Source organism: Nesterenkonia lacusekhoensis, assembly GCF_017876395.1.
GTDB lineage: Bacteria > Actinomycetota > Actinomycetes > Actinomycetales > Micrococcaceae > Nesterenkonia > Nesterenkonia lacusekhoensis.
In genome coordinates this window covers 619,228-641,784 of the sequence record NZ_JAGINX010000001.1, presented here as the reverse complement: position 1 = coordinate 641,784, position 22,557 = coordinate 619,228, and the positions used below count along the sequence as shown (strand labels likewise).

General features: G+C 68.5%; 18 protein-coding genes, 1 tRNA gene and 1 pseudogene. 7 read left to right on the top strand and 13 right to left on the bottom strand.

What is annotated here, in order from left to right; translation table 11 throughout:
• Positions 1-813: pseudogene (locus tag JOF45_RS03065) on the bottom strand (thiolase family protein); the annotation flags it as partial.
• A gap of 24 nt (positions 814-837) precedes the next feature.
• Between JOF45_RS03065 and JOF45_RS13225 the strand changes: the two are divergent.
• The gene (locus tag JOF45_RS13225) at positions 838-1,224 is read left to right on the top strand and encodes an FAD-dependent monooxygenase (RefSeq protein WP_342591375.1); all 387 of its coding nucleotides are present in this window, start codon (positions 838-840) and stop codon (positions 1,222-1,224) included.
• A 9-nt stretch (positions 1,225-1,233) separates the two neighbouring features.
• Here the strand turns inward: JOF45_RS13225 and JOF45_RS03060 are convergent, their stop codons facing one another.
• From JOF45_RS03060 to JOF45_RS03045, 4 genes are all read right to left on the bottom strand, one after another.
• Positions 1,234-2,214 carry a ribose-phosphate diphosphokinase gene (locus JOF45_RS03060; protein WP_210047849.1) on the bottom strand — a complete coding sequence of 327 codons (981 nt, stop codon included), beginning with the start codon at positions 2,212-2,214 and terminating at the stop codon, positions 1,234-1,236.
• 84 nt (positions 2,215-2,298) lie between these two features.
• A complete protein-coding gene (gene glmU, locus JOF45_RS03055; RefSeq protein ID WP_210047848.1) occupies positions 2,299-3,765 on the bottom strand; it encodes a bifunctional UDP-N-acetylglucosamine diphosphorylase/glucosamine-1-phosphate N-acetyltransferase GlmU in 1,467 nt (488 codons plus the stop codon).
• 31 nt (positions 3,766-3,796) lie between these two features.
• Positions 3,797-3,868: transfer RNA gene (locus tag JOF45_RS03050), tRNA-Gln, on the bottom strand.
• Positions 3,869-3,956: 88 nt separating this feature from the next.
• A complete protein-coding gene (locus JOF45_RS03045; RefSeq protein WP_210047847.1) occupies positions 3,957-4,499 on the bottom strand; it encodes a helix-turn-helix domain-containing protein in 543 nt (180 codons plus the stop codon).
• Between the two features lie 167 nt (positions 4,500-4,666).
• Here JOF45_RS03045 and JOF45_RS03040 point away from each other — a divergent pair, with 167 nt between their 5' ends.
• A complete protein-coding gene (locus JOF45_RS03040; protein ID WP_210047846.1) occupies positions 4,667-6,049 on the top strand; it encodes a hypothetical protein in 1,383 nt (460 codons plus the stop codon).
• A gap of 54 nt (positions 6,050-6,103) precedes the next feature.
• Here JOF45_RS03040 and JOF45_RS03035 read toward each other — a convergent pair whose 3' ends face one another.
• Entirely contained in the window at positions 6,104-7,387 is a 1,284-nt protein-coding gene (locus JOF45_RS03035) for a serine/threonine protein kinase (RefSeq protein ID WP_210047845.1), read from the bottom strand.
• Positions 7,388-7,458: 71 nt separating this feature from the next.
• Between JOF45_RS03035 and JOF45_RS03030 the strand changes: the two genes are divergently transcribed.
• The 3 genes from JOF45_RS03030 to JOF45_RS03020 all read left to right on the top strand — a co-directional run bounded on the left by JOF45_RS03030 (position 7,459) and on the right by JOF45_RS03020 (position 10,959).
• A complete protein-coding gene (locus JOF45_RS03030; protein WP_210047844.1) occupies positions 7,459-9,402 on the top strand; it encodes an ABC-F family ATP-binding cassette domain-containing protein in 1,944 nt (647 codons plus the stop codon).
• An 80-nt stretch (positions 9,403-9,482) separates the two neighbouring features.
• Positions 9,483-10,184 carry an MBL fold metallo-hydrolase gene (locus tag JOF45_RS03025; protein ID WP_210047843.1) on the top strand — a complete coding sequence of 234 codons (702 nt, stop codon included), beginning with the start codon at positions 9,483-9,485 and terminating at the stop codon, positions 10,182-10,184.
• Between the two features lie 10 nt (positions 10,185-10,194).
• A complete protein-coding gene (locus tag JOF45_RS03020) occupies positions 10,195-10,959 on the top strand; it encodes a TSUP family transporter (protein WP_210047842.1) in 765 nt (254 codons plus the stop codon).
• Positions 10,960-10,974: 15 nt separating this feature from the next.
• On the opposite strand, the gene JOF45_RS03015 is transcribed toward JOF45_RS03020, so the two are convergent.
• The 6 genes from JOF45_RS03015 to rsmI form a co-directional block, all read right to left on the bottom strand.
• The gene (locus tag JOF45_RS03015) at positions 10,975-11,952 is read right to left on the bottom strand and encodes a 4-(cytidine 5'-diphospho)-2-C-methyl-D-erythritol kinase (protein WP_210047840.1); all 978 of its coding nucleotides are present in this window, start codon (positions 11,950-11,952) and stop codon (positions 10,975-10,977) included.
• 10 nt (positions 11,953-11,962) lie between these two features.
• On the bottom strand, positions 11,963-12,850 hold the full coding sequence (gene rsmA, locus JOF45_RS03010) for a 16S rRNA (adenine(1518)-N(6)/adenine(1519)-N(6))-dimethyltransferase RsmA (protein ID WP_210051260.1): 888 nt from the start codon (positions 12,848-12,850) through the stop codon (positions 11,963-11,965).
• A 29-nt stretch (positions 12,851-12,879) separates the two neighbouring features.
• Positions 12,880-13,800, bottom strand: coding sequence for a TatD family hydrolase (locus tag JOF45_RS03005; RefSeq protein ID WP_210051259.1), 921 nt, complete (start codon positions 13,798-13,800; stop codon positions 12,880-12,882).
• A 285-nt stretch (positions 13,801-14,085) separates the two neighbouring features.
• Entirely contained in the window at positions 14,086-15,012 is a 927-nt protein-coding gene (locus JOF45_RS03000) for a PDDEXK family nuclease (RefSeq protein WP_210047838.1), read from the bottom strand.
• Positions 15,013-15,248: 236 nt separating this feature from the next.
• Complete coding sequence (locus JOF45_RS02995) at positions 15,249-16,820, bottom strand: alanine/glycine:cation symporter family protein (protein WP_210047836.1); 1,572 nt, start codon at positions 16,818-16,820, stop codon at positions 15,249-15,251.
• Positions 16,821-17,001: 181 nt separating this feature from the next.
• Positions 17,002-17,883 carry a 16S rRNA (cytidine(1402)-2'-O)-methyltransferase gene (gene rsmI, locus JOF45_RS02990; protein WP_210047834.1) on the bottom strand — a complete coding sequence of 294 codons (882 nt, stop codon included), beginning with the start codon at positions 17,881-17,883 and terminating at the stop codon, positions 17,002-17,004.
• A 21-nt stretch (positions 17,884-17,904) separates the two neighbouring features.
• Between rsmI and JOF45_RS02985 the strand changes: the two genes are divergently transcribed.
• Both JOF45_RS02985 and JOF45_RS02980 read left to right on the top strand, forming a co-directional pair.
• Positions 17,905-19,482 carry a dolichyl-phosphate-mannose--protein mannosyltransferase gene (locus JOF45_RS02985; protein ID WP_245324111.1) on the top strand — a complete coding sequence of 526 codons (1,578 nt, stop codon included), beginning with the start codon at positions 17,905-17,907 and terminating at the stop codon, positions 19,480-19,482.
• A gap of 82 nt (positions 19,483-19,564) precedes the next feature.
• Entirely contained in the window at positions 19,565-21,415 is a 1,851-nt protein-coding gene (locus tag JOF45_RS02980) for an AMP-dependent synthetase/ligase (protein ID WP_342591374.1), read from the top strand.
• Positions 21,416-21,554: 139 nt separating this feature from the next.
• On the opposite strand, the gene galE is transcribed toward JOF45_RS02980, so the two are convergent.
• Complete coding sequence (galE, locus tag JOF45_RS02975; protein ID WP_210047830.1) at positions 21,555-22,511, bottom strand: UDP-glucose 4-epimerase GalE; 957 nt, start codon at positions 22,509-22,511, stop codon at positions 21,555-21,557.
• Positions 22,512-22,557 lie beyond the last annotated feature (46 nt).

Sequence of the window (22,557 nt, the reverse complement as noted above, 5' to 3'; positions counted from 1 at the left end):
ATCATTGGCCGCGGCACCCCACCCGGCGATCCGCGCTTGAGGAGCCAGGCCGAGCTTCTGGCCACCGGCCTCGGAGCCGAGCCAGACCGCCGAGGCCCCGTCGTTCATGGGTGAGGCGTTGCCGGCGGTGACGGTGCCGTCCTGGGCGCGGAAGACGGTCTTGAGCCCGGAGAGCTTCTCCGTGGTCACGCCTGCGCGGATGGTCTCGTCCCAGCCGAGGTCCACCTCGGGCACCGGCACGGTCAGATCGTCATAGAAGCCCTGTTCCCAGGCCGCGGCGGCCTTCTCATGGGAGGCCGCTGCGAACTCGTCCTGCCGCTCACGGGTGATGCCGTATCTCTCGCGCAACTGCGCGGTGGCCTCGCCCAGGGAGACGGTCCATTCGGCGGGCATGCGCTCGTTGATCAGCCGCCATCCCAGCGTGGAGTTGGCCAGCTCTAGGTTCTGCATGGGGAACGGACGCTCCGTCTTGGGCAGGACCCAGGGAGCCCGGGACATGGATTCCACACCGCCGGCGAGCACGACGTCAGTCTCCCCCAGCGCGATCTGCCGGCTTGCGCCGATCGCGACGTCCAGGGAGGAGCCGCAGAGCCGATTGACGGTGGTGGCGGGAACGCTGACGGGCAGCCCGGCCAGCAACCAGGCCATGCGAGCCACATTGCGGTTCTCCTCACCGGCGCCGTTGGCGTTGCCGAAGATCACCTCACCGACCGTCTCCTCGGCGGCCTCCGGGCTGAGGCCCGGGGCCCGCTCCACGGCGGCACTGATGACCGTCTCGGCCAGGTCGTCGGGACGGAAGCCATCCAGCTGCAGCGCGGCCCCATCCTGGAGAAGACGGTGCTGCCGTTCCGCTCCTATGTCTGCGAGCCGCTGAGCTGGGGCCGTCTGGTCCTCGCAGGCGATGCCGGCCACACAGTTCCGCCCACCGGGGCGAAGGGCCTGAACCTGGCCTTCTGCGATGTGCGGGCACTGGTCCCCCAGATCGCCGCGTTCTTCGCTGACGACGCGCGGGACTCGGCCCCGCTGGACGAGTACTCCCGCACCGCCCTGGACCGGGTGTGGCGGGCGCAGAGCTTCTCCTACTGGGCCACCACGCTGCTGCATCGCCAGCCCGAGGAGAACTCCTTCACCCGACGACGCCGGCGCGGCGAGTTCGATGCCCTCACCCTCACGGAGTCGGGCCGGACCTGCTTCGCCGACGCCTACACCGGGTGGACGGTCTGAGCCGGTGCCTCAGGCGTGGCCGTCGAAGAGTGAGGTCACCGAACCGTCGGTGAAGACCTCGCGGATGGCGGTGGCCAGGATCGGCGCGATGGAGAGCACGGTCAGCTGCTCGAAGCGCTTCTCGTCCGGGATTGGCAGCGTATTGGTCACCACGACTTCCCGGGCCCCGGATGCGGCCAGACGCTCAGCCGCCGGCTCGGAGAAGATCGGGTGGGTGGCGGCGATGATGACGTCCTTGGCGCCGGCGTCCTTGAGGACCTTCACCGCACCGGAGATGGTGCCTCCGGTGTCGATCATGTCGTCGATGAGCACGCAGGTTCGGCCCTCGATCTGCCCGACCACCTGCTTGGACTCGGCCTTATTGGGCTGGGTGACGTCGCGGGTCTTGTGCACGAAGGCCAGCGGGGCGCCGCCCAGACGCTCGGCCCACTGCTCGGCCACACGCACGCGGCCGGTGTCCGGGGAGACCACGGTGACCTCATCGTCGGCCACCTGGGCCCGGATGTGGTCGGCCAGCAGCGGCACCGCGAACAGGTGGTCCACCGGGCCGTCGAAGAAGCCCTGGATCTGAGCGGTGTGCAGGTCCACCGACATGATCCGATCCGCTCCGGAGGCCTTGTAGAGGTCCGCCACCAGGCGGGCCGAGATCGGCTCGCGGCCGCGGCCCTTCTTGTCCTGGCGGGAGTAGGGGTAGAAGGGAGAGACCACCGTGATCCGCTTGGCGGAGGCGCGCTTCATCGAGTCGATCATGATGAGCTGCTCCATGAGCCAATTGTTCAGCGGGGCCGGGTGGGACTGGAGCAGGAACACGTCCTTGCCGCGCACCGACTCGGCCGAGCGCACGTACATCTCTCCGTTGGCGAAGTCGTAGGCGCTCATCGGCAGAAGTTCTGTGCCGAGCTCCTTGGCGATCTCCTCAGCAAGCTCCGGGTGTGCCCGCCCGGAGGCGATCACCATCGTCTTCTCGGTGCTCAGCCTGATCTCGTCCATGGGTGCCTGCTGCCTCTCTGAAGGTCTCTGAAGGGAACTCTACTGTATTCGGATATGCGGGAAGGACGGGGTGAGTTCACCGGCTCAGCCGACGTCGCCCCGGGCCTTCTGGGCGGCCTGAGCGGACTGGGAGTCGGGGCGCTTCTGCTCCACCCAGCCTTCGGAGTTGCGCTGCGGAGCCACGGACAGAGCCAGCGATCCGGGCGGGACATCTTTGCGGACCACCGCGCCGGCACCGGTGTATGCGCCGTCGCCGACCTCCACCGGAGCCACGAAGACGGTGTTGGAGGAGGTCCGCACATGGCTGCCGATGACGGTGCGGTGCTTGTTCTCGCCGTCGTAGTTGGCAGTGATGTTGCCGCAGCCGATGTTGGTGTACTCGCCGATGACGGCGTCGCCGGCGTAGCCGAGGTGGGAGAGCTTGGCGCCGCGGCCGATCTCAGCGTTCTTGGTCTCGTAGAAGGCACCGATCTTGCCCTCTTCGCCCAGCACGGTGCCGGGACGGACATAGGTGAAGGGGCCCACGGTGGCGCGAGGCCCGACCCGTGCCCCCTCGGCCTGGGTCCGGGTGACCTTGGCGCCTTCACCGACGATCACATCGGTCAGGGTGCTGTCCGGCCCGACGACGGCGTCGCACTCCACATGGGTGCGCCCGTGCAGCTGGGTGCCCGGCAGGATGGTGGTGTCCTCCTCCAGGATGACGGTGGAGTCGATCCAGGTGGTGGCCGGGTCGATGACGGTGGTGCCGTGGCGCATCTGCCATTCGACGATGCGACGGTTCAGCTCGGCGCCGAGGGCCTGCAGCTGGACGCGGTCGTTGGCGCCCTCGACCTGCCACCGGTCCCGGGTGGACACCGCGGCCACCCGGCCGCCTTCGGCCCGGGCCAGGGAGAGCACGTCGGTGAGGTACTTCTCCCCCTGGGCGTTGTCTGTGGTGACCTGGTCCAGGGCGCGTCCGAGCACGGCGGCGTCGAAGGCATAGATCCCGGAGTTGATCTCACGGATCTCGCGCTGCTGCTCCGTGGCGTCCTTCTGCTCGACGATCCCGGTGACTGAACCGTCCTCGGCCCGCAGGATGCGCCCGTAGCCGGAGGCGTCCTCCAGCAGGGCTGTGAGCACGGTGACGGCGTTGCCCTGCCCCTCGTGCGTGGAGACCAGTTCGTGAAGCAGCTCCGTGGTCAGCAGCGGGACATCGCCGTAGGTGACCACCACCGTGCCGGATTCGGCCGGGGTGCCTGCGGTGGCGAGGGCCTCGAGCCCACATTCCACGGCGCGGCCGGTGCCGGGCACCTCGTCCTGGTCGGCCAGCGTCACCGCGAAGCTGTGCTCCTCGGCGAAGGCGGTGATGTGCTCGGCGACCTTCTCCCGCTGGTGGCGCACCACGGCCACCAGCTGCTCGGGATCCAGGCCGCGGGCCGCGTTGAGCGCGTGGCCGATCATGGAGACTCCACCGATGCTGTGCATGATCTTCGGCGTGCGGGACTTCATGCGGGTACCCGCTCCGGCGGCCAGGACGATGACTGCTGCCGGACGGGTGCTGGGGGTGGTCACGAAGATCTGCTCCTTGAGACGGGTGGCTCCGTTCCGCCACTAGGACTCGAACCTAGAATGCCGGTACCAAAAACCGGAGTGTTGCCGATTACACCATGGCGGACTGACAGGGATGCACAGAGAACTCTATCTGACGAGCTCCTCCATCACCGAGTTGCCCGAGCCTCAGAACGATCCTCGGAACCCCTGACTCAGAACAGCTCCTTATGAGCGCCGTAGTGCTCGCGGGCCGGCTCCAGGGGCCCGGTGCCATAGAGGCGCAGCACCTGAGCCAGACCCGGGTGGTCGGACTCGAGGGCATCGGCGGCGGTGCGGATCTCCTGGCCGGAGGCCACGGCGCGCAGCAGGTTACGCATTCCGGCCACGACGGACTCGTCGTCGGCCTCCACCGGGACCACCGCAGTGGTGCTGCGCGTCAGCCGCCCGGTGGACGCCTTGACCTCCTCCAGCTTGGCCGGAACCTGGTCACTGGGGAGAGTGCCGGACTGGATCTGGCCGACCAGGTCCTCCAAGCGCTGCAGGCGCTGCATGACGGCCGGATTGCCGATCTTGACGCGCTGACCGCTGTTGAGCTGGGAGAGCATAGGCGCAGAGATGCCCAACACGAGGGCCAGCTCGGACTGGTTCAGGCCGAAGGCCTCGCGAAAGCGGCTGAAGACCTCGGACAGAGGCTCCCCATAGGCCTGCTTCTGCTGCTCGCGACCCACCTCGGCGCGGTTCTCCTCTGTCGGCACTCTCACTCCTCTGCTCGTCATGATGCTGCCCCTCCATTGTGCATCGGCAAAGGAATGTTCGCTCGCATCCCGTTGACTTTGCTTTCGCAAGTGCCTAGCGTTGCTGCCGTAAACACTTGGGGCGCCTCATGCGGGGCAGAGTTCAGTAGGCTGAGAAGGAGCAGACCATGGATCTGCGGCAGGTCCCCGACCAGGAACGTGGCGAGATGACGATCAGATTCCCCTACCGGACTGTGGCCGGCCTCAGCCTGGTCGGGCTGCTGGTGGCCCTCACTGCACCGGAGGCACGCGCCGACGGCGACGCCGGTCACTCCGACGTCACGCTCAGCGGGACTCCGGTCTCCGGCGGCACCCACCTGGGCGATGCCCTGGAGCTCAGTCCCGGAGCGGCCTACACCGACGAATTCGTCAGCGACGGAGAGCTCTACTACCGGATCCCGCGCGCAATGGACGGCTCCACCCTCCATGTCAGCCTCACCACCGACCACGACGGCGGCGGCGAGGAGATGGACGCTTACAGCATCGAGCTGAGCACCTGGGACGGTGAGGACTGCGCCAGCACCACCGACTCCGGCACGGTGCCGGAGACCCGCGGACGGCTGCGCACCAGCCAGATCGCCAGCGGAACGGCCACAGACCTCGACGCCGATGAGGAGGACCTCTGCGGCCAGGCTGAGGAGCTCGTCCTGTCAGTGGGCGAGGGCTGGGAGGAGGACGATCTGACCGGCCAGCCCTACGAGCTGCTCATCTATGAGGAACCCACTGCCGAGGACGCGGAAGGCTCGGACGAGGAGCCCGACTACTCCGACCTCGAGTGGACGGAGATGGGGCGCAACATCTCCGGTTCCATCGCGGCAGATCCCGGCAGCGACTTCACCGACGTACCCTCGGTGGAGGCCGGCAGCACCTATGACGCGACCATCTCCCCCGGCGAGCTTCAGATCTTCAGCATCCCGTTGACCTGGGGCGAATACCTTCAGGCCGAGGCCTACTTCCCGGACACCGGCATGGTGGACTCGGTGGATTCTGTCTCGCTGGCTGTCCTGGACCCGATGCGGGGCCTGCACGAGGGCGAGTATGCGCGGCTGAGCTTCGGCGACACCGCCGAGCTGCGCACGACCACCGATCCGGTGAACTGGAGCAACCGCTACGACTCCTGGTCCTCCGCCACAGTGGCCGGTGAGTACTACCTGGCCGTGGCCGCCGATGACGCCGAGAGCAGCACTGAGGCAGATGCCGACCTGGACTACCTCCTGACGCTGGAGACCTACGAATGGGAGGACCCGGAGACGGCAGCTCCCGCCTATGCCGACGGGCTCACCGATGCCCAGCCGCCGTTCGGCCCGCAGAACGAGGCCGCGGCCGCTAAGGCCGCCGAAGAGGAGCAGCGGGACCAGATGTCTGCCCTGGAGCGGGTGCGCAGCCTGGGCGAATCCACCGGTCTGGTGCTGAGCATCGGCGCCTTCGCGCTGCTGATGATGGCCACCGGCTCGCTCTTCATGGTCCGCGCCATCCGCCAGCACCAGAGGAACAGTCCGCAGAGATACTGAGCAGGTGGTCAGCGGGCGGGCGCGAGGTCAGCAGCTGAGCAGGAGGTCGGCAGCTCAGTAGGTGGCCAGCCAGATGGTGATGGCCAGCAGCAGCACGCCCAGTCCCAGCAGTCCCGCTGCGATCGCGACGCTCTTCCCCGCCCCACTGCGGTAGGGCTGCGGACCGCTGGGCGGCATCATCGGGAGAGCCCCGGTGGGCTGTGGAAGCGGGCCGGGCTGAGGAGACTGGGGCGACTGAGGAGACTGGGGCGACTGAGGAGACTGGGGCGACTGAGGAGATTGGGGCGGCTGAGGAGCATTCCACTGAGGCGGCGGCGCCTGATGGGCCACCGCCGTCGGGACACTGCGGATGCCCATCATCTGGGTCGGCTCGCCATGACCTTGGGCGGGCACCGCACCGGGCGTCTCCGGTCCCTGCACCCCGGACGCCTGCACTTCGGGCGTCTGCACCTCCGGAGCCTCCTCAGCCTCCTGCCATCCCTCGGGAAGCGGCGGGATGTGGTCGAAGAGCTCCACCTCGCCCAGGATCTGCTCCGGCGGGACGTCCTGCGGCATCAGTCCGGCCTCCCACAGGCGGCTCTTGGCAGCCCCTGCTGAGTCGAAGCGGGCAGTCATGCTCGGGGCGGCCAGCCGGTGGACCACATCGATCAGCGTCTGCGGCAGCTCATAGGGCAGGTCGGCCTCGGCCAGCGCCTCGGCGGCCTCGGTCCCCCGCTCCGGCTTCATCCCGGTGATCATCTCCACCGCGCACATCCCCGCGCCATAGAGATCAGCCTTCGGATCCGGCTCCCAGCCGCGGGTCATGCATTCGGGGGCGAGGTATCCCGGCGTGCCCAGAGCGTAGGGCCCGGTGGTCAGCCGCGGCTCATCGGCTCCGGCGGCGATGCCGAAGTCACCCAGCCACAGATTCGGGTACCCGCGTCCGGAGGAGTCCAGCAGAAGATTCGCCGGCTTCACGTCCCGGTGGACGATGCCCTCAGCGTGCAGCACCTCCAGGGCAGTGAGCAACTGATCCAGCAGCAGGACCACCAGGCGCGGCGGCAGCGGGCCGAAGTCGCCCACCAGCGTGGCCACCGATCCCCCGCGGATCATCGGCATGGTGAACAGGACCTTGTCATCCTCACCGGCCCAGCCGGTGGGGGCGAGCACATGCTGATGCTCCAGCCTCAGACTCTGCTCCCGGATGAAGCGCAGCAGCGACGTGGCATCGACCTGACGCAGGACCTTGGCGGCACAGTAGCGGTGCCGCTTATGGTCCCAGACGCGCCAGACCGTGCCCGACCCGCCCTCGCCGAGGGGGTCGACCAGTTCGTACCGTCCGGCAAAGATGTCGCCCACAGTCGTTCAGTCTACGATCATCCGCCCCGCGGGAAGCCACATGGCAGTCTCCCCGGTACCCTGGATCCCCTATGGCAACTCAGCAAGGACTCCACCTCCTCGGGGCCGAAGGGCTCACCATCACGTTCGGCACCCGCACCGTCCTGGACGACATCACTGTGGGCATCGACGCCGGCGACCGGATCGGGATCGTCGGCCGCAACGGCGACGGCAAATCCACGCTGATGCGCCTGCTCGCGCGCAAGGAGCAGCCCGACGCCGGCCAGGTCACCTGGCGCGGCGGCACCGGTGTGGGCTTCCTGGACCAGTCCGATGTGCTGCTCCACGAGGACTCGGTGCGCCAGGCCGTGGTCGGCGACATGGCCGAACACGAGTGGGCCTCTGACCCGAAGATGCGTGACATCGCCTCCGGCCTGCTGACCGGCCTGGACTGGGAGAAGCCGGTGGGCGAACTCTCCGGCGGCCAGCGCCGCCGTGTGGCCCTGGCCAAGCTGCTCATGGGTGATCACGACGTGCTCATGCTCGATGAGCCCACCAACCACCTCGACGTCGAAGGTGTGGCCTGGCTGGCCGACCACCTCAAGCGCCGGTGGAAGTCCGGCGAGGGCGCCTTCCTGGTGGTCACCCATGACCGTTGGTTCCTCGATGAGGTCTGCACCCTGACCTGGGAGGTCCATGACGCCACAGTGGACGCCTTCGACGGCGGCTACGCCGCCTACACCCTGGCCCGCGCCGAACGGGACCGTGCCGCAGCGGTGGAGGAGCAGAAGCGCCAGCAGCTGGTGAAGAAGGAGTTGGCCTGGCTGCGCCGCGGAGCCCCCGCTCGGACCTCCAAGCCCAAGTTCCGCGTGGACGCCGCCACCGCTCTGATCAACGACGTCCCTGAGCACCGGGATGAGGTGCAGCTGAAGAAGATGGCCACCGCCCGACTGGGCAAGGACGTGCTCGACGTCGAAGACGTCACCCTCTCGGTCAGCGAAGGCGACAGCGGACCCAAGACCCTCTTCGACGAGGTCACCCTGCGGCTGGGACCGGGCGAGCGGGTCGGCGTCGTCGGTGTCAACGGTGCCGGCAAGTCCTCGCTGCTGCGCCTGCTGGACGGGCGGACGGAGCCTGAGGGCGGCCGGGTCAAGCGGGGCAAGACGGTGCGGACCGCGATCCTCACCCAGGAGGTGGATGAGCTGCGCGAACGCGCCGGCATGCGCGTCCACGAAGTCATGACGGAGGACAAGAGCGTCTTCGACGTCGGCGGCAAGGAGATGTCGGCCGGCCAGCTGCTGGAGACCGTCGGCTTCGACCGGACCCGCCAGTGGACGCCGGTGGGCGATCTCTCCGGCGGTGAGCGGCGGCGTCTGCAGCTGCTGAAGCTGATGACCGGCGAGCCCAATGTGCTCATGCTCGATGAGCCCACCAACGATCTGGACACCGACACCCTCGCCGCAGTGGAGGATCTGCTGGACGGTTGGCCGGGAACGCTGATCGTGGTCAGCCATGACCGCTACCTGCTGGAACGCGTGACCGATCACCAGATCGCCCTGCTGGGAGACGGCAAGATCCGTGCGCTGCCCGGCGGGGTGGAGCAGTACCTGCGCATCCGTGAGGGCAAGGAGCCCGCACCGCCGGTGGACGGCCGCCGGTACCGCGGCGAGAGCTCAGCCAGCGCGACGCCGGCCGCACCGGCCGCCGCACCGGCCACCGCACCCGGCGCCGGGGCTGCTGCGGCCGGGGCCTCCGAGGCCGGGAGCTCGGGCGCCGGGAAGGCGAGTGCGGCGAAGTCGGGTGCCAGCAGCTCGGCCCAGCAGCGTCAGGCGCAGAAGACCATGCAGCGGGTGGAGCGGCAGATGGAGAAGCTCTCGGCCCGCCGAGCTGAGCTCCACGACCAGATGGCCGCGGCCTCTGAGGCGGTGGACCTGGAGAAGCTCTCCGGCCTGCAGACCGAACTCAACGGGATCGAGGCCGAACTGGCCGAGGCGGAGGAGGCCTGGCTGGAGGCCAGCGAGATCGTCGAAGGCTGAGCCGCCCGGCGCATAGAGGCCGCACAGCGGCTATGGGAAACTGCGGCTGGGAGAAACCGCGGCTATGAGAATATGGCCCCATGCGGATCACACATCTCGGACATGCATGCGTACTGGTCGAGGCGGCAGGTCAGCGGATCCTGATCGATCCCGGGAACTTCTCCGGGCTCTGGCACGGGACCACTGAACTCGACGCTGTGCTGATCACACACCAGCATCCCGATCATGTGGACCCTGAGCACGTCCCGGCCCTGCTGGAGCAGAATCCGCAGGCCCTCGTGGTCACCGCCGATGACGTGGATCAGACCGCCGAGCTCCCAGGCGCCCGCACCGTCTCCCCCGGAGAGGTCCTCTCCGTCGGAGAGGTCGCCGTGGAGACTGTCGGTGGAGACCATGCGGTCATCCACGAGGACATCCCCCGGGTCCACAACATCGGCTATGTGCTCCGCGCCGAGGGCGAGCCCGTGTTCTTCCACCCGGGCGACGCATTGGACACCGCACCGGCCGGCGTCGAGGTCCTGGCGCTGCCCCTGATGGGACCCTGGGCGGCGATGAAGGAGCAGGTGGAGTTCCTGCGCGCTTTGGGCGATGCCGCCGCGGAAGCCGGCACGGCAGAGGACTCCCAGGCCGGTGTTCCCCCGTACAGCATCCCGATCCATGACGAGCTGCTCTCCGACCGCGGTCGGGGGCTCCTGAACCGCCAGATCGGCCGGCTCACCGGCACCGAGATCGTCTCCCTGCGCGAGGGAGCCTCCCGCGACTTCGCCGTCGTGGACAGCTGAGCCGCGCGCCGTGGAGATCTCCGCCGAGCTGATCCTCAACCTGACCATCATCGTCCTGGTGGCCTTCGCCGCCGTCGTCCAGCGCATCACCGGGCTGGGCTTCGCGATGGTCCTCGCCCCCTTCCTGGTGGTCTTCCTGGGACCCCATGACGGGGTCATGCTCACCAACTTCCTGGCCCTGGTGGCCCCGGTGCTGATGCTGGGCTTCGTCTGGAAGCACATCCAGTGGAGACGAGCGCTGTGGATCGGTGCGGTGGCCACGGTGACCATCCCGTTCTGCGGCTGGGCGGCCGCACTCAGCCCTCCGGGGCCGCTCTACATCGTGGTGGCCAGCCTGGTGCTGGTAGGGCTCTCCCTGACCGTGGTGCTCAGCCGCGCCACCGCAGTTCCCGACAGCCGCACCGCACGGGTGCTGGCCGGGATCGGCACCGGGGCCGGGGCTGTGACCGCCGGCGTCGGGGGCCCGGCCATGACGGTCTACAGCGTGCTGACCCGGTGGGATGTGGTGACCTTCGCCGCGACCCTGCAGCCGATCTGGATCGTGGTCTCCTGTGCCTCGCTGGCCACCAAATGGGGCTTCAGCGAGGACGGCCTGCCGGGACTGTCCTGGTGGGTGTGGCTCAGCTGCGCGGTGATGATCGTCGCCGGACTGCTGGTGGGCACCGTGCTGCAGAAGCGGATCCCGCACGAGATCGTCCGGCGCACGGTGATCGGCATGGCCTTCGCCGGGGCCGTGCTGGCGCTGATCACCGGAATCAGCACCACCACGGGCTGAACGCGGGCCCTGCCCTCAGCTGCGCGAGGTGAGCAGCCGTGCGCCCGGAGCGGGGCCGGTGACCGGGATCGCCCACACGTCGGTGCGCTCCTCCAGACTGGTGGCCAGCTGACCGGCTGCGGCGGCGTCGCGGGTCAGGAAGACCACCGTGGGCCCCGAGCCGGAGACCATGCCCTGCATAGCGCCCTCCAGCAGACCCGCATCCATCATCCGGTCCAGGGAAGGGATCTTCCGCACCGCCGGGGCCTGCAGCTCGTTGGTCATCAGCGTGGCGACCATCTCAGCGTCGGCGGTGCAGACGGCGCGGACCAGATCGGCGTCGAGCTCCGGCTCCTCCGCAGAGACCCCGGCCTCCTCACGCATCGCGTCCAGCTCCTGGTAGATCTCCGGAGTGGACAGGCCCGTGTTGGCCGGGACGATGACCAGGTGCAGCTCACCGCGGGTCAGCAGCGGGGAGAGCTCGTCGCCCACGCCCTGCCCGACGGCGGCGCCGCCCAGGATGGCGAAGGGCACATCGGCACCCAGCTCGGCGCCCACCTCAGCCAGCTGCTCCTTGGAGAGGCCGGCGCCCCAGAGGGCAGAGCAGGCCACCAGGGCTGCTGCGGCATCGGCCGATCCCCCGCCCATGCCGCCGGCCACCGGGACATTCTTGGTGATGGTCAGGTCCACACCGGAGGTGATCCCCAGGCGCTCACGCAGCTTCTGAGCGGCCTGGTGGGCCAGATTGCGCTCATCCAGCGGGATGGCGGCGGTGACGGTCTCGCCCTCGACCTGATGCTGGACCTCGGTGAAGGCCGAACGCTCCGAGAGGCTGACGGTGATGGCGCTGTCCCGGCGCGGGGCGGCGGTGACCTCCTCGTGCAGGGAGACGGCGAAGTACAGCGTGGCCACATCGTGATATCCGTCCTCGCGGCGAGGTCCCACGCGCAGGCTCATATTCACCTTGCCCGGGGCGACGGCGGTCACGTGGCCGAAGAATTCGCTGTCTCGCATGGAGGAAACTCTACCGCCGCAGCGCCAGGGCGATCTGCGCATAGGCCGCCGCGTCCAGCGTCTCGCCACGGGCCGAGGGCTCCACACCGGCAGCACGAAGCGCCTCCTCAGCGGCAGGTCCGGAGCCGGCGAGTCCCGAGAGCGCGGCGCGCAGAGTCTTGCGGCGCTGAGCGAAGGCGGCGTCGATGACGGCGAAGGTCTCCTCACGGGTGACCTCGGAGCTGATCGGTTCGCGGCGGTCGAAGCGCACCAGGCCCGAGGAGATCCGCGGCTCAGGCCAGAAGACCTTCTTGCCGACGACTCCCGCCTTGCGCATTCGGGTGTCCCAGGCGGCCTTGACACTGGGCACCCCGTAGATCTTGGAGCCGGGTCCAGCGCAGAGTCGGTCCGCGACCTCCTCCTGGACCATGACCAAACCCTTCTGCAGAGAGGGCAGGACCTGCAGGAGGTGCAGGACCACCGGGACCGCCACGTTGTAGGGCAGGTTGGCCACCAGGACGCTGGGCGCGCCCAGGCGCTCCGGGGCAGCCCGGAGGGCGTCGTCCTGGACCACGGTCAGGTTCTCCGCCTTCTCCGGGCGCATGGTCTGGATGGTCTCGGGCAGCTGAGCGGCGAGCGTGGGGTCGATCTCCACGGCGGTGACCTGAGCGGCCTCATCCAGCAGCCCCAGGGTCAGCGAGCCCAGCCCGGGTCCCACCTCCAGGACATGCTCGGAGCCGTCCAGCTCCGCCAGCCCGACGATCCGCCGGATGGTGTTGGGATCGATGACGAAGTTCTGCCCCCACTGCTTGGTGGGGTGCACGCTGAGGCCCGCGGCCAGATCACGGATATGGGCGGCCGAGAGCAGCGGAGGCAGGCTGGCGCCGTCGGCGTCGTCGGCGGGGTCGGTGGGGTTCAGGGGGTTCTCCGGAGGGTTCTGGGCACCGCTCACGTCCAGCTCCCGTAGGCCTGGGTGGTGTTGAGCATGACCTGCTGACAGAGGCTGTCCAGGCCAGCGTCGTCCTCGAGTCCGCGGGTCTGGGCCATCAGGCGCATGGTCTGCGGGATCAGGTACGGGGCGTTGGGCTGGCCGCGGTAGGGGTGCGGGGTGAGGAAGGGGGTGTCCGTCTCCACCAGGATCAGGTGCGGGTCGGCCACGGCGAGCGCCGAGCGCAGATCCGAGGAGTTCTTGAAGGTGACGGTCCCGGCGAAGGACATGTACCAGCCGTTCTCGTTGCAGATGCGGGCCAGCTCGGCGTCGCCGGAGAAGCAGTGGAAGACCACGCTGCGCGGCAGCTCCGGCGCGTCCTTGAGGATGGAGACGACGTCCTGATGGGCGTCGCGGTCGTGGATCTGCATGGCCAGGCCGCGCTCGACGGCCAGGGCGATGTGGTCGCGGAAGCTGCGCTGCTGGGCGGCCACGCCCTCCTCGCCGGTGCGGAAGTAGTCCAGACCGGTCTCACCCACGGCCACGACCTGCTCGTCGGCGGCGAGCTCGGCGATCCGGGCGAAGGCGGAGTCGTACTCTCCCCGCTCGGCCAGCTCGGGGGCGTCGTTGGGATGCAGGGCCACGGCGGCCTTGGCGCGCGGATCCGAGTTCGCGGCCTGCACGGAGAACTCGCTCGAGGCGACGTCATAGCCCACGCAGACGGCCCCGGCCACGCCCAGAGCGGCGGCGGTGTCCAGGTGCTGGGTCAGGCTGACGGCGACCTGGCCGTCGCGGAAGTCCAGGTGGGCGTGGTTGTCGATCACCGGCACCCGCAGCGGCTCCGGAGCCGGAGGGTAGTCCAGGCGACGCTTCTTCTTGGACTTCTCCTCCGTCGCGCTGCGCACTGGGCCGTCCTCGGGCGCCTGCTGCTCCTTGGGCAGGTAGGCCGGCGGCGTCTGCCCGGGTGTGGGCCGGTCCGAGGTGGGCCGGTCCGAGGTGGGCCGGTCCGAGGTGGACTCGCCTCGGAGGTGCTCGCCGGAGAAGGGCGCCCCGGGGGTCACCGCCCCATCGGCAGCCGGGTCAGCCGGCGTCGGGCTCTGCTGATCGTCACGCGCTTCACTCACGGTCCCCCACTCTACCGGGGCTGCTCCCCGCGTTGTTTGGGCGAAGAGTTGCCGTCTCAGCGGGATTTCGACCCTGAGACAGCAACTCTTCGCCCAAACAACTCAAGTGGCACGGAGGCGGACTGCTGATCGAACCTGCGAGACCGCACGACGGAAACCGTTCTGCGCATCTGAGCTGTTGTAGCAGAGCAGCAGCCACCCCTGGGCATGGAAGTCGTTGTCCCGCCGCTGGTTTCGTCGCTGCTGGTCAGGGTCGAAGTGCGTCCCACCGTCATACTGGATGGCGATCTTCAGCCCGGGATAGCCCATATCCGCCGGGTGGCTGAACGGATCCGCCGGATCCGCCGGCACCTGCAGCTCCGGCTCGGGCAGGCCAGCATCCACCAGAGCCAGCCGCAGCTCCGTCTCTTTGAACGAGTCCGCCCCCACGCGGATCAGTCCCAGCGCTTCCTTCGCCCGGGCCTTGCCCGGCACCCGTCCGGCCTCTTCGACGACGCCGACCAACTCCCTCAGCGAAGCGAAGGGTTCGTCCCGGCCCTCGAACCTCTGCCGCGGCTGACGCACCAACTGGTCCCCGAAGGCGACCACGCTGGTCAGCGAACACCGAGCCGCGAGGTCGAACCAGGTCCGCGCCGGCGTCGTGACCGGCACGCCCCCGATCAGCATGACCTGCCCCTCTCGAAGCTCTCGTCGGTGACTGGTCACACCGTGCCGGCGGATGCGGCGCGCGGTGCCCGCAGGCTGAGTGAGGTGGACGGCGTCGTCGCGGGCGACCTCCCAGGGAAGGTGCAGGCCCAGCACGCGGGCAGCCGTGACGTCGGAGACCACGCAGTCCGGCAGCTCCTCGGCGAGCAGCACAGCCCTCATCCCCAAGGTCAGCTGGTCTGCGTCCTGGCGATAGAACCCGTAGAAGACGCGGTCGGTGTCAGCCCGGCGCAGTCGCTGCGGGTGGATCCCCTCGGCCCGCAGGAGAGCAGGGGTGAGGGTACAGCCATTCCATCTCTGGGGCAGGGCCTCGGGGCGACGCATGCCCTGATTCTGCCGAGAAACGGAAAGCAGCGGCGGGAGTTCTCCACAGCCCCCGTTGTTTGGGCGAAGACTTGCCGTCTCACGCCTGAAATCCTTCTGAGACGGCAAGTCTTCGCCCAAACAACTCGGGGGTGAGAACGCGCCAGGGCAGAAAAGTGCCCCGCGGGAGGGACCGGCGTACCGGCCCACCCCGCGGGGCACCTGAATCTCCTGGTGTTATCCGGAGGGCCGGCGGCTCACCGCTCGGCGTCGACCTTCTGCTGCTCCTTGATCTGGTGCGGCAGGGGTTCCGGGTCCTCCAGGAGCCGGCCGGCCTTGCGGTCGGCCAGGTACTGCTTCATCTCCTCCTTGACCCGCGGCGCGAGGATCGCGCAGCCGAGGACGTTGATGAAGATGCAGGCGAACAGCGCCGAGTCGGCGATCTCGAAGATGTTGCCCACGGTCACCAGGCAGCCCGTCACGATCAGCACCAGCACGAACACCCGGAACAGCGTGTCCGAGAGCTGGCTCTTGCCGAAGAGATGGCGCCAGGCCTGGATGCCGTAGTAGGACCAGGTGATCACCGTGGAGAAGGCGAAGAGCAGCACCGCGACGGTCAGGATGACGTCGAACCCGGGAATGAAGGTGTTGAACGCCGCGGAGGTCAGCGCCACATCGCCCTCGCCGGCGGCCAGGGCCTCGTCGTACTCCGGCGGCCAGGCGAAGATGATCACCAGGGCGGTCATGGTGCAGACCACCACGGTGTCGATGAAGGGCTCGAGGATGGCGGTGAAGCCCTCTGAGACCGGGCGACGGGTCTTGACCGCCGAGTGAGCGATCGGAGCCGAGCCGATGCCGGCCTCGTTGGAGAACGCCGCACGCATGACACCGATGATGATCACGCCGAGCACGCCGCCCTGGATGCCCTCCGGGGAGAAGGCGCCCTCGAAGATCGCGCCCACGGCCGACGGGATCTGGCTGAAGTTCGCGCCGATGACGACCAGGCAGGCCGCCACGTAGACCGCGGCCATGGCCGGGACCAGCTTGGCGGTGACGTTGCCGATGGACTTGATGCCACCGATGATCACGACGCCGACCAGCGCGGCGAAGATGATGCCGAAGATCAGGGCCACGATCTCGTTGCCGAAGAAGCCGTCCTCGCCGCCGGTGGCGGCGCGCAGCTGCGAGTAGGCCTGGTTGGACTGGAACATGCCGCCGCCGACCACGCCGAAGAGGATGATCGCCACGGCGAAGATGCCGGTGATGATGGCCACGGGGATGCGGCCGAGCTTGGCGAAGGCGACCTTCAGGTACTGGAATGGGCCGCCGTGGACGACGCCGTCCTCATCGATATAGCGGTACTTCACGCCGAGGGTGCACTCCACGAATTTGGTGCACATGCCGAAGATGCCGGCCAGGATCATCCAGAAGGTGGCGCCGGGCCCGCCCATGGAGACTGCCGCGGCCACTCCGGCGATGTTGCCCAGGCCCACGGTGGCCGCAGTCGCGGACGTGAGCGCCTGGAAGTGGGTGACCTCCCCGGGGTCCTTGTCTGTGGTCCACCGGCCCCGCACCGTCTCCAAGCTCACCTTCGGGGTGCGCAGCTGGACGAAGCCGAAGTAGATCGAGAATGCGACGGCCGCGAAGATCGACCACAGCACCACGACCTGGGCTTGGGTATCCCCGATGGGCACTTCGGCGAAGATGATCGCGCCCAGCACCTCGTTGATGCTCGCGAACCATCCGTCGATGGTCTCCGCGATCCCCTGGACCGCGGACTGTTCGTCCCCTGCAGCCGCCGCGAACAGCGGCGAATCTGTAGTGCTCATGTGTCTCATTCCTCACGAATGCTCGGTGCGAGTGTGTTTCACCTCACAATGTAGCGAGACATTACTCGCTCGTAGAGCAATAATCTAGCCAGCGCGCGTTTCGGCCAGTTTGCCGTGAGCAACGAATATGTTTCCTCAGTGTTGCGGCGAGAGGATCATTGCGGCCTCCGCGCCGGGGATCTCAGGTGCGCAGCGCCAGTGCCGCGTCGTAGAGCTCCCTGGAGCTCACGGTGCGCCCGTCTGCGATCTCCTTAGCCGCCGCTTTGAGCTTCTCCCCCGCCGCGGCACGGTCGAGCACCTGCTGAGCCAGCTCCTCCAGGGAAGGCTCGACGCCGCTCTCAGCCAGATCCGCCCCACCGAGCACCAGAACGATCTCACCCTTCACCGAGCCCTGCTCCTGCCGTTGGGCCAGGGCCTCCGCCAGCTCACCGAGGCTGCCCCGGAGCACCTCCTCGTGCCGTTTGGTCAGCTCCCGGCACAGGGCCACGGGACGCGTGGGGCCGAGCTCGCGGGCCATCTCCTCCAGCGTCGCCGTGACCCGGTGTGGCGACTCGAAGAGCACTGTGGTCCAGTCCTCCCCAGCCAGGCGCTCGAGCAGACGACGCCGGTCGCTGGCCTTCCGCGGCAGGAACCCGGCGAAGGTGAAGCAGTCAGTGGGCAGACCGGACAGCGCCAAGGCCGTGGTAACAGCTGAGGCACCCGGGGCCACAGTGACCCCCACACCGGCTTCGATGGCCGCGCTGACCAGGCGGAACCCCGGATCCGAGACGGCCGGCATGCCGGCGTCGGAGACCACCAGCACCGTAGTTCCCTCCTCTGCCGCAGCCAGGATCTCCTGGGCCCGTGAGGCTTCATTGTGTTCGTGCAGGCTCACAAAGCGCCCTGGTGCGGTGATCCCCAGGGCCTGGCAGAGATGCCGAGCCCTGCGGGTGTCCTCAGCAGCGACGATCTCGGCGCTCAGCAGCAGTCGTCGCAGTCGGTCAGTGGCATCGCCCAGGTTCCCGATCGGAGTCGCGGCCAGCACGATGGGTGTCTCCCAGAGGGAGTCGGTGTCATGTCCCATGGTGCAAGTAGCATAGCGACGATGGAGGAGAAGCTGGGTGCGCGGCCCTACCGCCCGGGACTCTGGGGCTGGCTGGTGCCGCTGCTCATCGTTGTGCTGGCTGCAGCCCTGCGCCTGCGCGGTCTGGACGACCCGCATCTGCTGATCTTCGACGAGACCTACTACGCCAAAGACGCCTACGCCCTGCTGCTGGCAGGTCATGAGCTGGTCTGGCCCGAGGGCGCCGATGACATGTGGCTCGCCGGCACCGCCGCACCCACGGACGAGGGTTCCTACGTGGTCCATCCTCCGCTGGGCAAATGGCTGATCGCCCTAGGGATCCACCTCTTCGGGTTCGAATCGGGCTTCGGCTGGCGCGTCTCTGCCGCCGTCGCCGGAACGCTGAGCGTCCTGCTGATCACCCTGATCGCTCAGCGGATGTTCCGCTCCGTATTCCTGGGTGCAGTGGCCGGCGTGCTGACCGCTGTGGAAGGACACCACCTGGTGATGAGCCGGGTGGCCATGCTGGACATCTTCCTGATGCTCTTCATCCTGGCCGCCTTCGGCGCCCTGCTGATGGACCGGTACAGCACCCGACGCCGACTGGCCGCCTGGGTCCACGCCCGGCCAGACCCGCCCCAAGGTCACACCGGGCCGCGTCACACCGGGCCCTGGCTGCTCTGGCGCCCCTGGCTCTTCGCCGCTGGAATCCTGCTCGGTGCGGCCACGGCGGTCAAGCTCTCCGCGCTGGCCTTCGTCGCCGTGTTCGGTCTCATGGTGGTGCTGTGGGATCTGCAGGCCCGCCGCGCCGCAGGCATCCGGCGCTGGGCTCTCAGCGGTCTGACCCGGGATCTGCCGTGGGCTGCGGTCACTGTGCTGCCGCTGATCCTGGCGACCTATGTGAGTTCCTGGGCCGGCTGGCTGATGACCTCGTCCGGCTCGCATCGGCAATGGCACACCCAGCATGCCGCCGAAGGGCTGGGCTCGCTGGTCCCCGGCCCGCTGCGGTCGCTGTGGGCGTATCACACTGAGGCTACGAGCTTTCATCAGGGTCTGACCGACGGTCACGACTACGCCTCCTCCCCCTGGACCTGGCTGTTCATGGGCCGTCCGGTCTCCATGCACTACCAGTCCTATGAGCAGGGTGAGACCGTCCCATGGGGCGATGAGGCGCTCTGCCGGGCGGAGTCCTGCTCCTCAGCCATCCTGGATCTGGCCAACCCGCTGATCTGGTGGACCGCACTGATCGGCGTCGTGGTGGTGCTGCTGCTGTGGCTGGGCCGCAGGGACTGGCGCTACGGCGCGATCCTGGCCGGCTACGCCGGCGGGTGTGCGGTGTGGCTGCTGTTCCCAGACCGCACGATGTTCTTCTTCTATACGATCAGCTTCCACCCGTTCGTCATCCTCACTGTGGTGGTGCTGGCCGCCCTGGTCCTGCGAGCAGGCCACAGTTCCGGTCGGAGACAGCATCGCGAGCTGCAGCGGCGCAACACAGTGATCGTGCTCTGCTTCGTCCTGCTGGCCACAGCGGTCTCCGTGTTCTTCCTGCCCCTGTGGACCGGCGAGCTCCTCCCCACCGACCAATGGCGGCTGCGGATGTGGCTGCCGTCCTGGATCTGAGCCGACGCTGGTCAGATCTCACCTCAGCCCCACCCTCAGCCCCTACTGTGGAACAGAACTGTGGCGTAGGTAGACTGCCCATGTGAATTCCACCGACTCTCACGCCCAGCAGCCCGCCGATGCCACCGCTGGGGGCTCGCCCATCACGGAGAGCTCCACCGAGCAGGTCACGCACCTGGACAATTCGATCAACGTCACCGACGGCGTGCTGGAGCTGCTGGCCGCCTCACCGGATCAGGCTGTCTACGCGGTGCCCAACGGCGCCGGCGGCTGGGTGGATGTCTCCATCACCAGTTTTGTGGAGCAGGTCCGCCGCACGGCCAGAGGCCTGATCGGCCTGGGCCTGAACCCCGGGGATCGGGTCGCGGTCATGTCGGCCACCAGCTATTCCTGGGCCGTGATCGATCAGGCGATCTGGTTCGCCGGAGCCGTCTCCGTCCCGATCTATGAGACCAGCTCCGCTCGTCAGATCACCCACCTGCTCTCCCACTCGGAGGCGGGCCTGGTCCTGATCGGCGATGAGCAGCTGCGGCCCACCGTCGAGAACGCGGTGCAGGAGGTCTCCCACGCGGTCGAGATCCTGCCGATGGGCAGCACCGCAGACCTGGAGTCCATCGCATCCCACGGCGGGGAGGTCTCGGACGAGCTGTTGGAGAAGGCTCGGTCCGCCGCAGGGCTCGACGACGTCGCCACCCTGGTCTACACCTCGGGGACCACCGGCACGCCCAAGGGCGCGCGCATCACCCACCGAAACCTCGCAGAAGGCGGCGCCAACCTCGTCCCCTTCGCCGAGGAGATCCTGGGCGAAGGCGAGTCCCGGACCCTGCTGTTCCTGCCGCTGGCCCACGTACTGGCCCGGGCCGTGCAGCTGATCTGCCTGCACCACGGCATCCAGGTCGCCCACAGCCCCAATACTGAGCGGCTGACCGAGGACCTGGGCTCGTTCCGTCCCACCTGGCTGCTGGCAGTCCCCCGCGTCTTCGAGAAGGTCTTCCACGGCGCCTCCGCCACCGCTCATGCGCAGGGCAAGGGCCGCATGTTCGAGAGCGCCAAATCCACTGCCATCGCCTATTCGCAGGCGCTGCAGGCCCAGGCCGCCGGAACCGGCGCGGGCCCCAGCGCCGCACTGAAGGCCAAGCGTGCACTCTTCGCCAAGCTGGTCTATTCCAAGCTGCACGCCCGCATGGGCGGCAACGTCACTCACTTCGTCTCCGGGTCCTCCCCGCTGAACCCGGAGATCGCTCATTTCTTCACCGGGATCGGGCTGCCGGTCCAGGAGGGCTACGGGCTGACCGAGTCCACGGCTCCCATCACGTTGAACATCCCGGAGGCCACCCGGATCGGGTCCGTGGGCCTGCCGGCGCCGGGCGCCACGGTCCGGATCGCTGAGGACGGCGAGGTCCTGCTGAAGGGACCGGTGGTCTTCGCCGGCTACCACAACGCGGAGAAGACCACGCTGGGGGCCTTCGACGCCGACGGCTTCTTCCGCACCGGTGACCTCGGTGAGCTCGACGCCGACGGCTTCCTGACCATCACCGGCCGGAAGAAGGAGCTGATCGTCACCGCAGGAGGCAAGAATGTGCTGCCCACTCCCCTGGAGGAGGCGGTGCGCGCCCATCGGCTGGTGGCCCAGTGCGTCGTCGTCGGGGATGGCCGGCCCTTCGTGGGCGCTCTGGTGACCCTGGATGCCGAGGCTCTGGACGGGCGCAGCCTGGAGGAGGCTGCGGCTGATCCCACAGTGCGCGAGGAGATCCAGCAGGCGGTGGATCACGCCAACGAGCAGGTCTCCCGCGCGGAGTCCATCCGGAAGTTCGAGATCGTCCCGGCGGAGCTCTCAGAGGAGTCGGGCCATCTGACCCCGTCGATGAAGCTGCAGCGCCACAAGGTGCTCGAGGAGTTCTCCGAGGAGATCGAGGCGCTCTTCAGCAGCTGAGCCTCGGCAACCGGGCCCGGTTCCGTCGCCGTCGTCGCCGCCGTCTCCGCCGCCGCCAAACCCGCGTTGTGTGGGCACTTTGGGGCGCTCTGAGCATCCGAGGATCACTCAGAGCGCCCCAAAGTGCCCACACAACTGGTCAGCTCTCCAGGGCGTCCCAGGCGTCGGAGATGATGTCCTCCAGGCTGTGCCGCGGCGCCCAGCCCAGAACCTCGCGGGCCTTATGACCGGAGGCCACCAGCGTCGCCGGATCCCCGGCGCGCCGCGGCTCCTCGGTCACCGGCACCTCCTTGCCCGTGACCCGCTCGACGGCGTCGATCACCTCACGCACGCTGGATCCCACGCCGGTGCCCAGGTTGAAGATCTCGTGGGTGCCCGGCTGCACCCACTCCATGGCCAGCAGGTGCGCCTGAGCCAGGTCCAGGATATGGATGTAGTCGCGCACGGCAGTGCCGTCCGGCGTCGGGTAGTCGGTGCCGAAGAGCTTGGCGCCCTGACCCTCGCCCTGGGCGGCCTTGAGCAGGTTGGGGATGAGGTGGGTCTCCGGGTCGTGACGTTCGCGCAGCCCGTCGGAGGCTCCGCCCACGTTGAAGTAGCGCAGGCTCACAGCGGCCAACCCGTGAGCGTTGGCCTCGGCGGTGAGCATATGGTCGATGGCCAGCTTGGAGGCGCCGTAGGGGTTGATCGGGGCTGCGGGGTGGTCCTCGGTGATCAGGCCTCCGGGCAGGTCCGGCAGCGGGTTGCCGTAGACGGCCGCGGTGGAGGAGAAGACCAGCCGCCTCACCCCAGCCTCACGCATGGTGTCCAGCAGGCCCAGCGAGGCGACGATGTTGCCGTGCCAGTACCGCTCCGGATGCTGCACCGACTCCCCCACCAGGGACTTCGCCGCCAGGTGGATGACCGCGCCGAAGCTGGAGTCCAGGATCTCTGCCGCCGCGGAGAGGTCGCCGTGGTGCCACTGGGCACCGGAGAGGACGGCGTCGGGGTGTCCTGCCGAGAGGTCGTCCAGCACGTGGACCTCATGTTCCTGGGCGAGCAGCTGCTGAGCCACCACGCTGCCGATGTAGCCGGCTCCGCCGGTCACCAAGACCTTCATTCGTTCTCCTCACGTGGATCTGATCGGGCGAAGCTCCACTCTATCC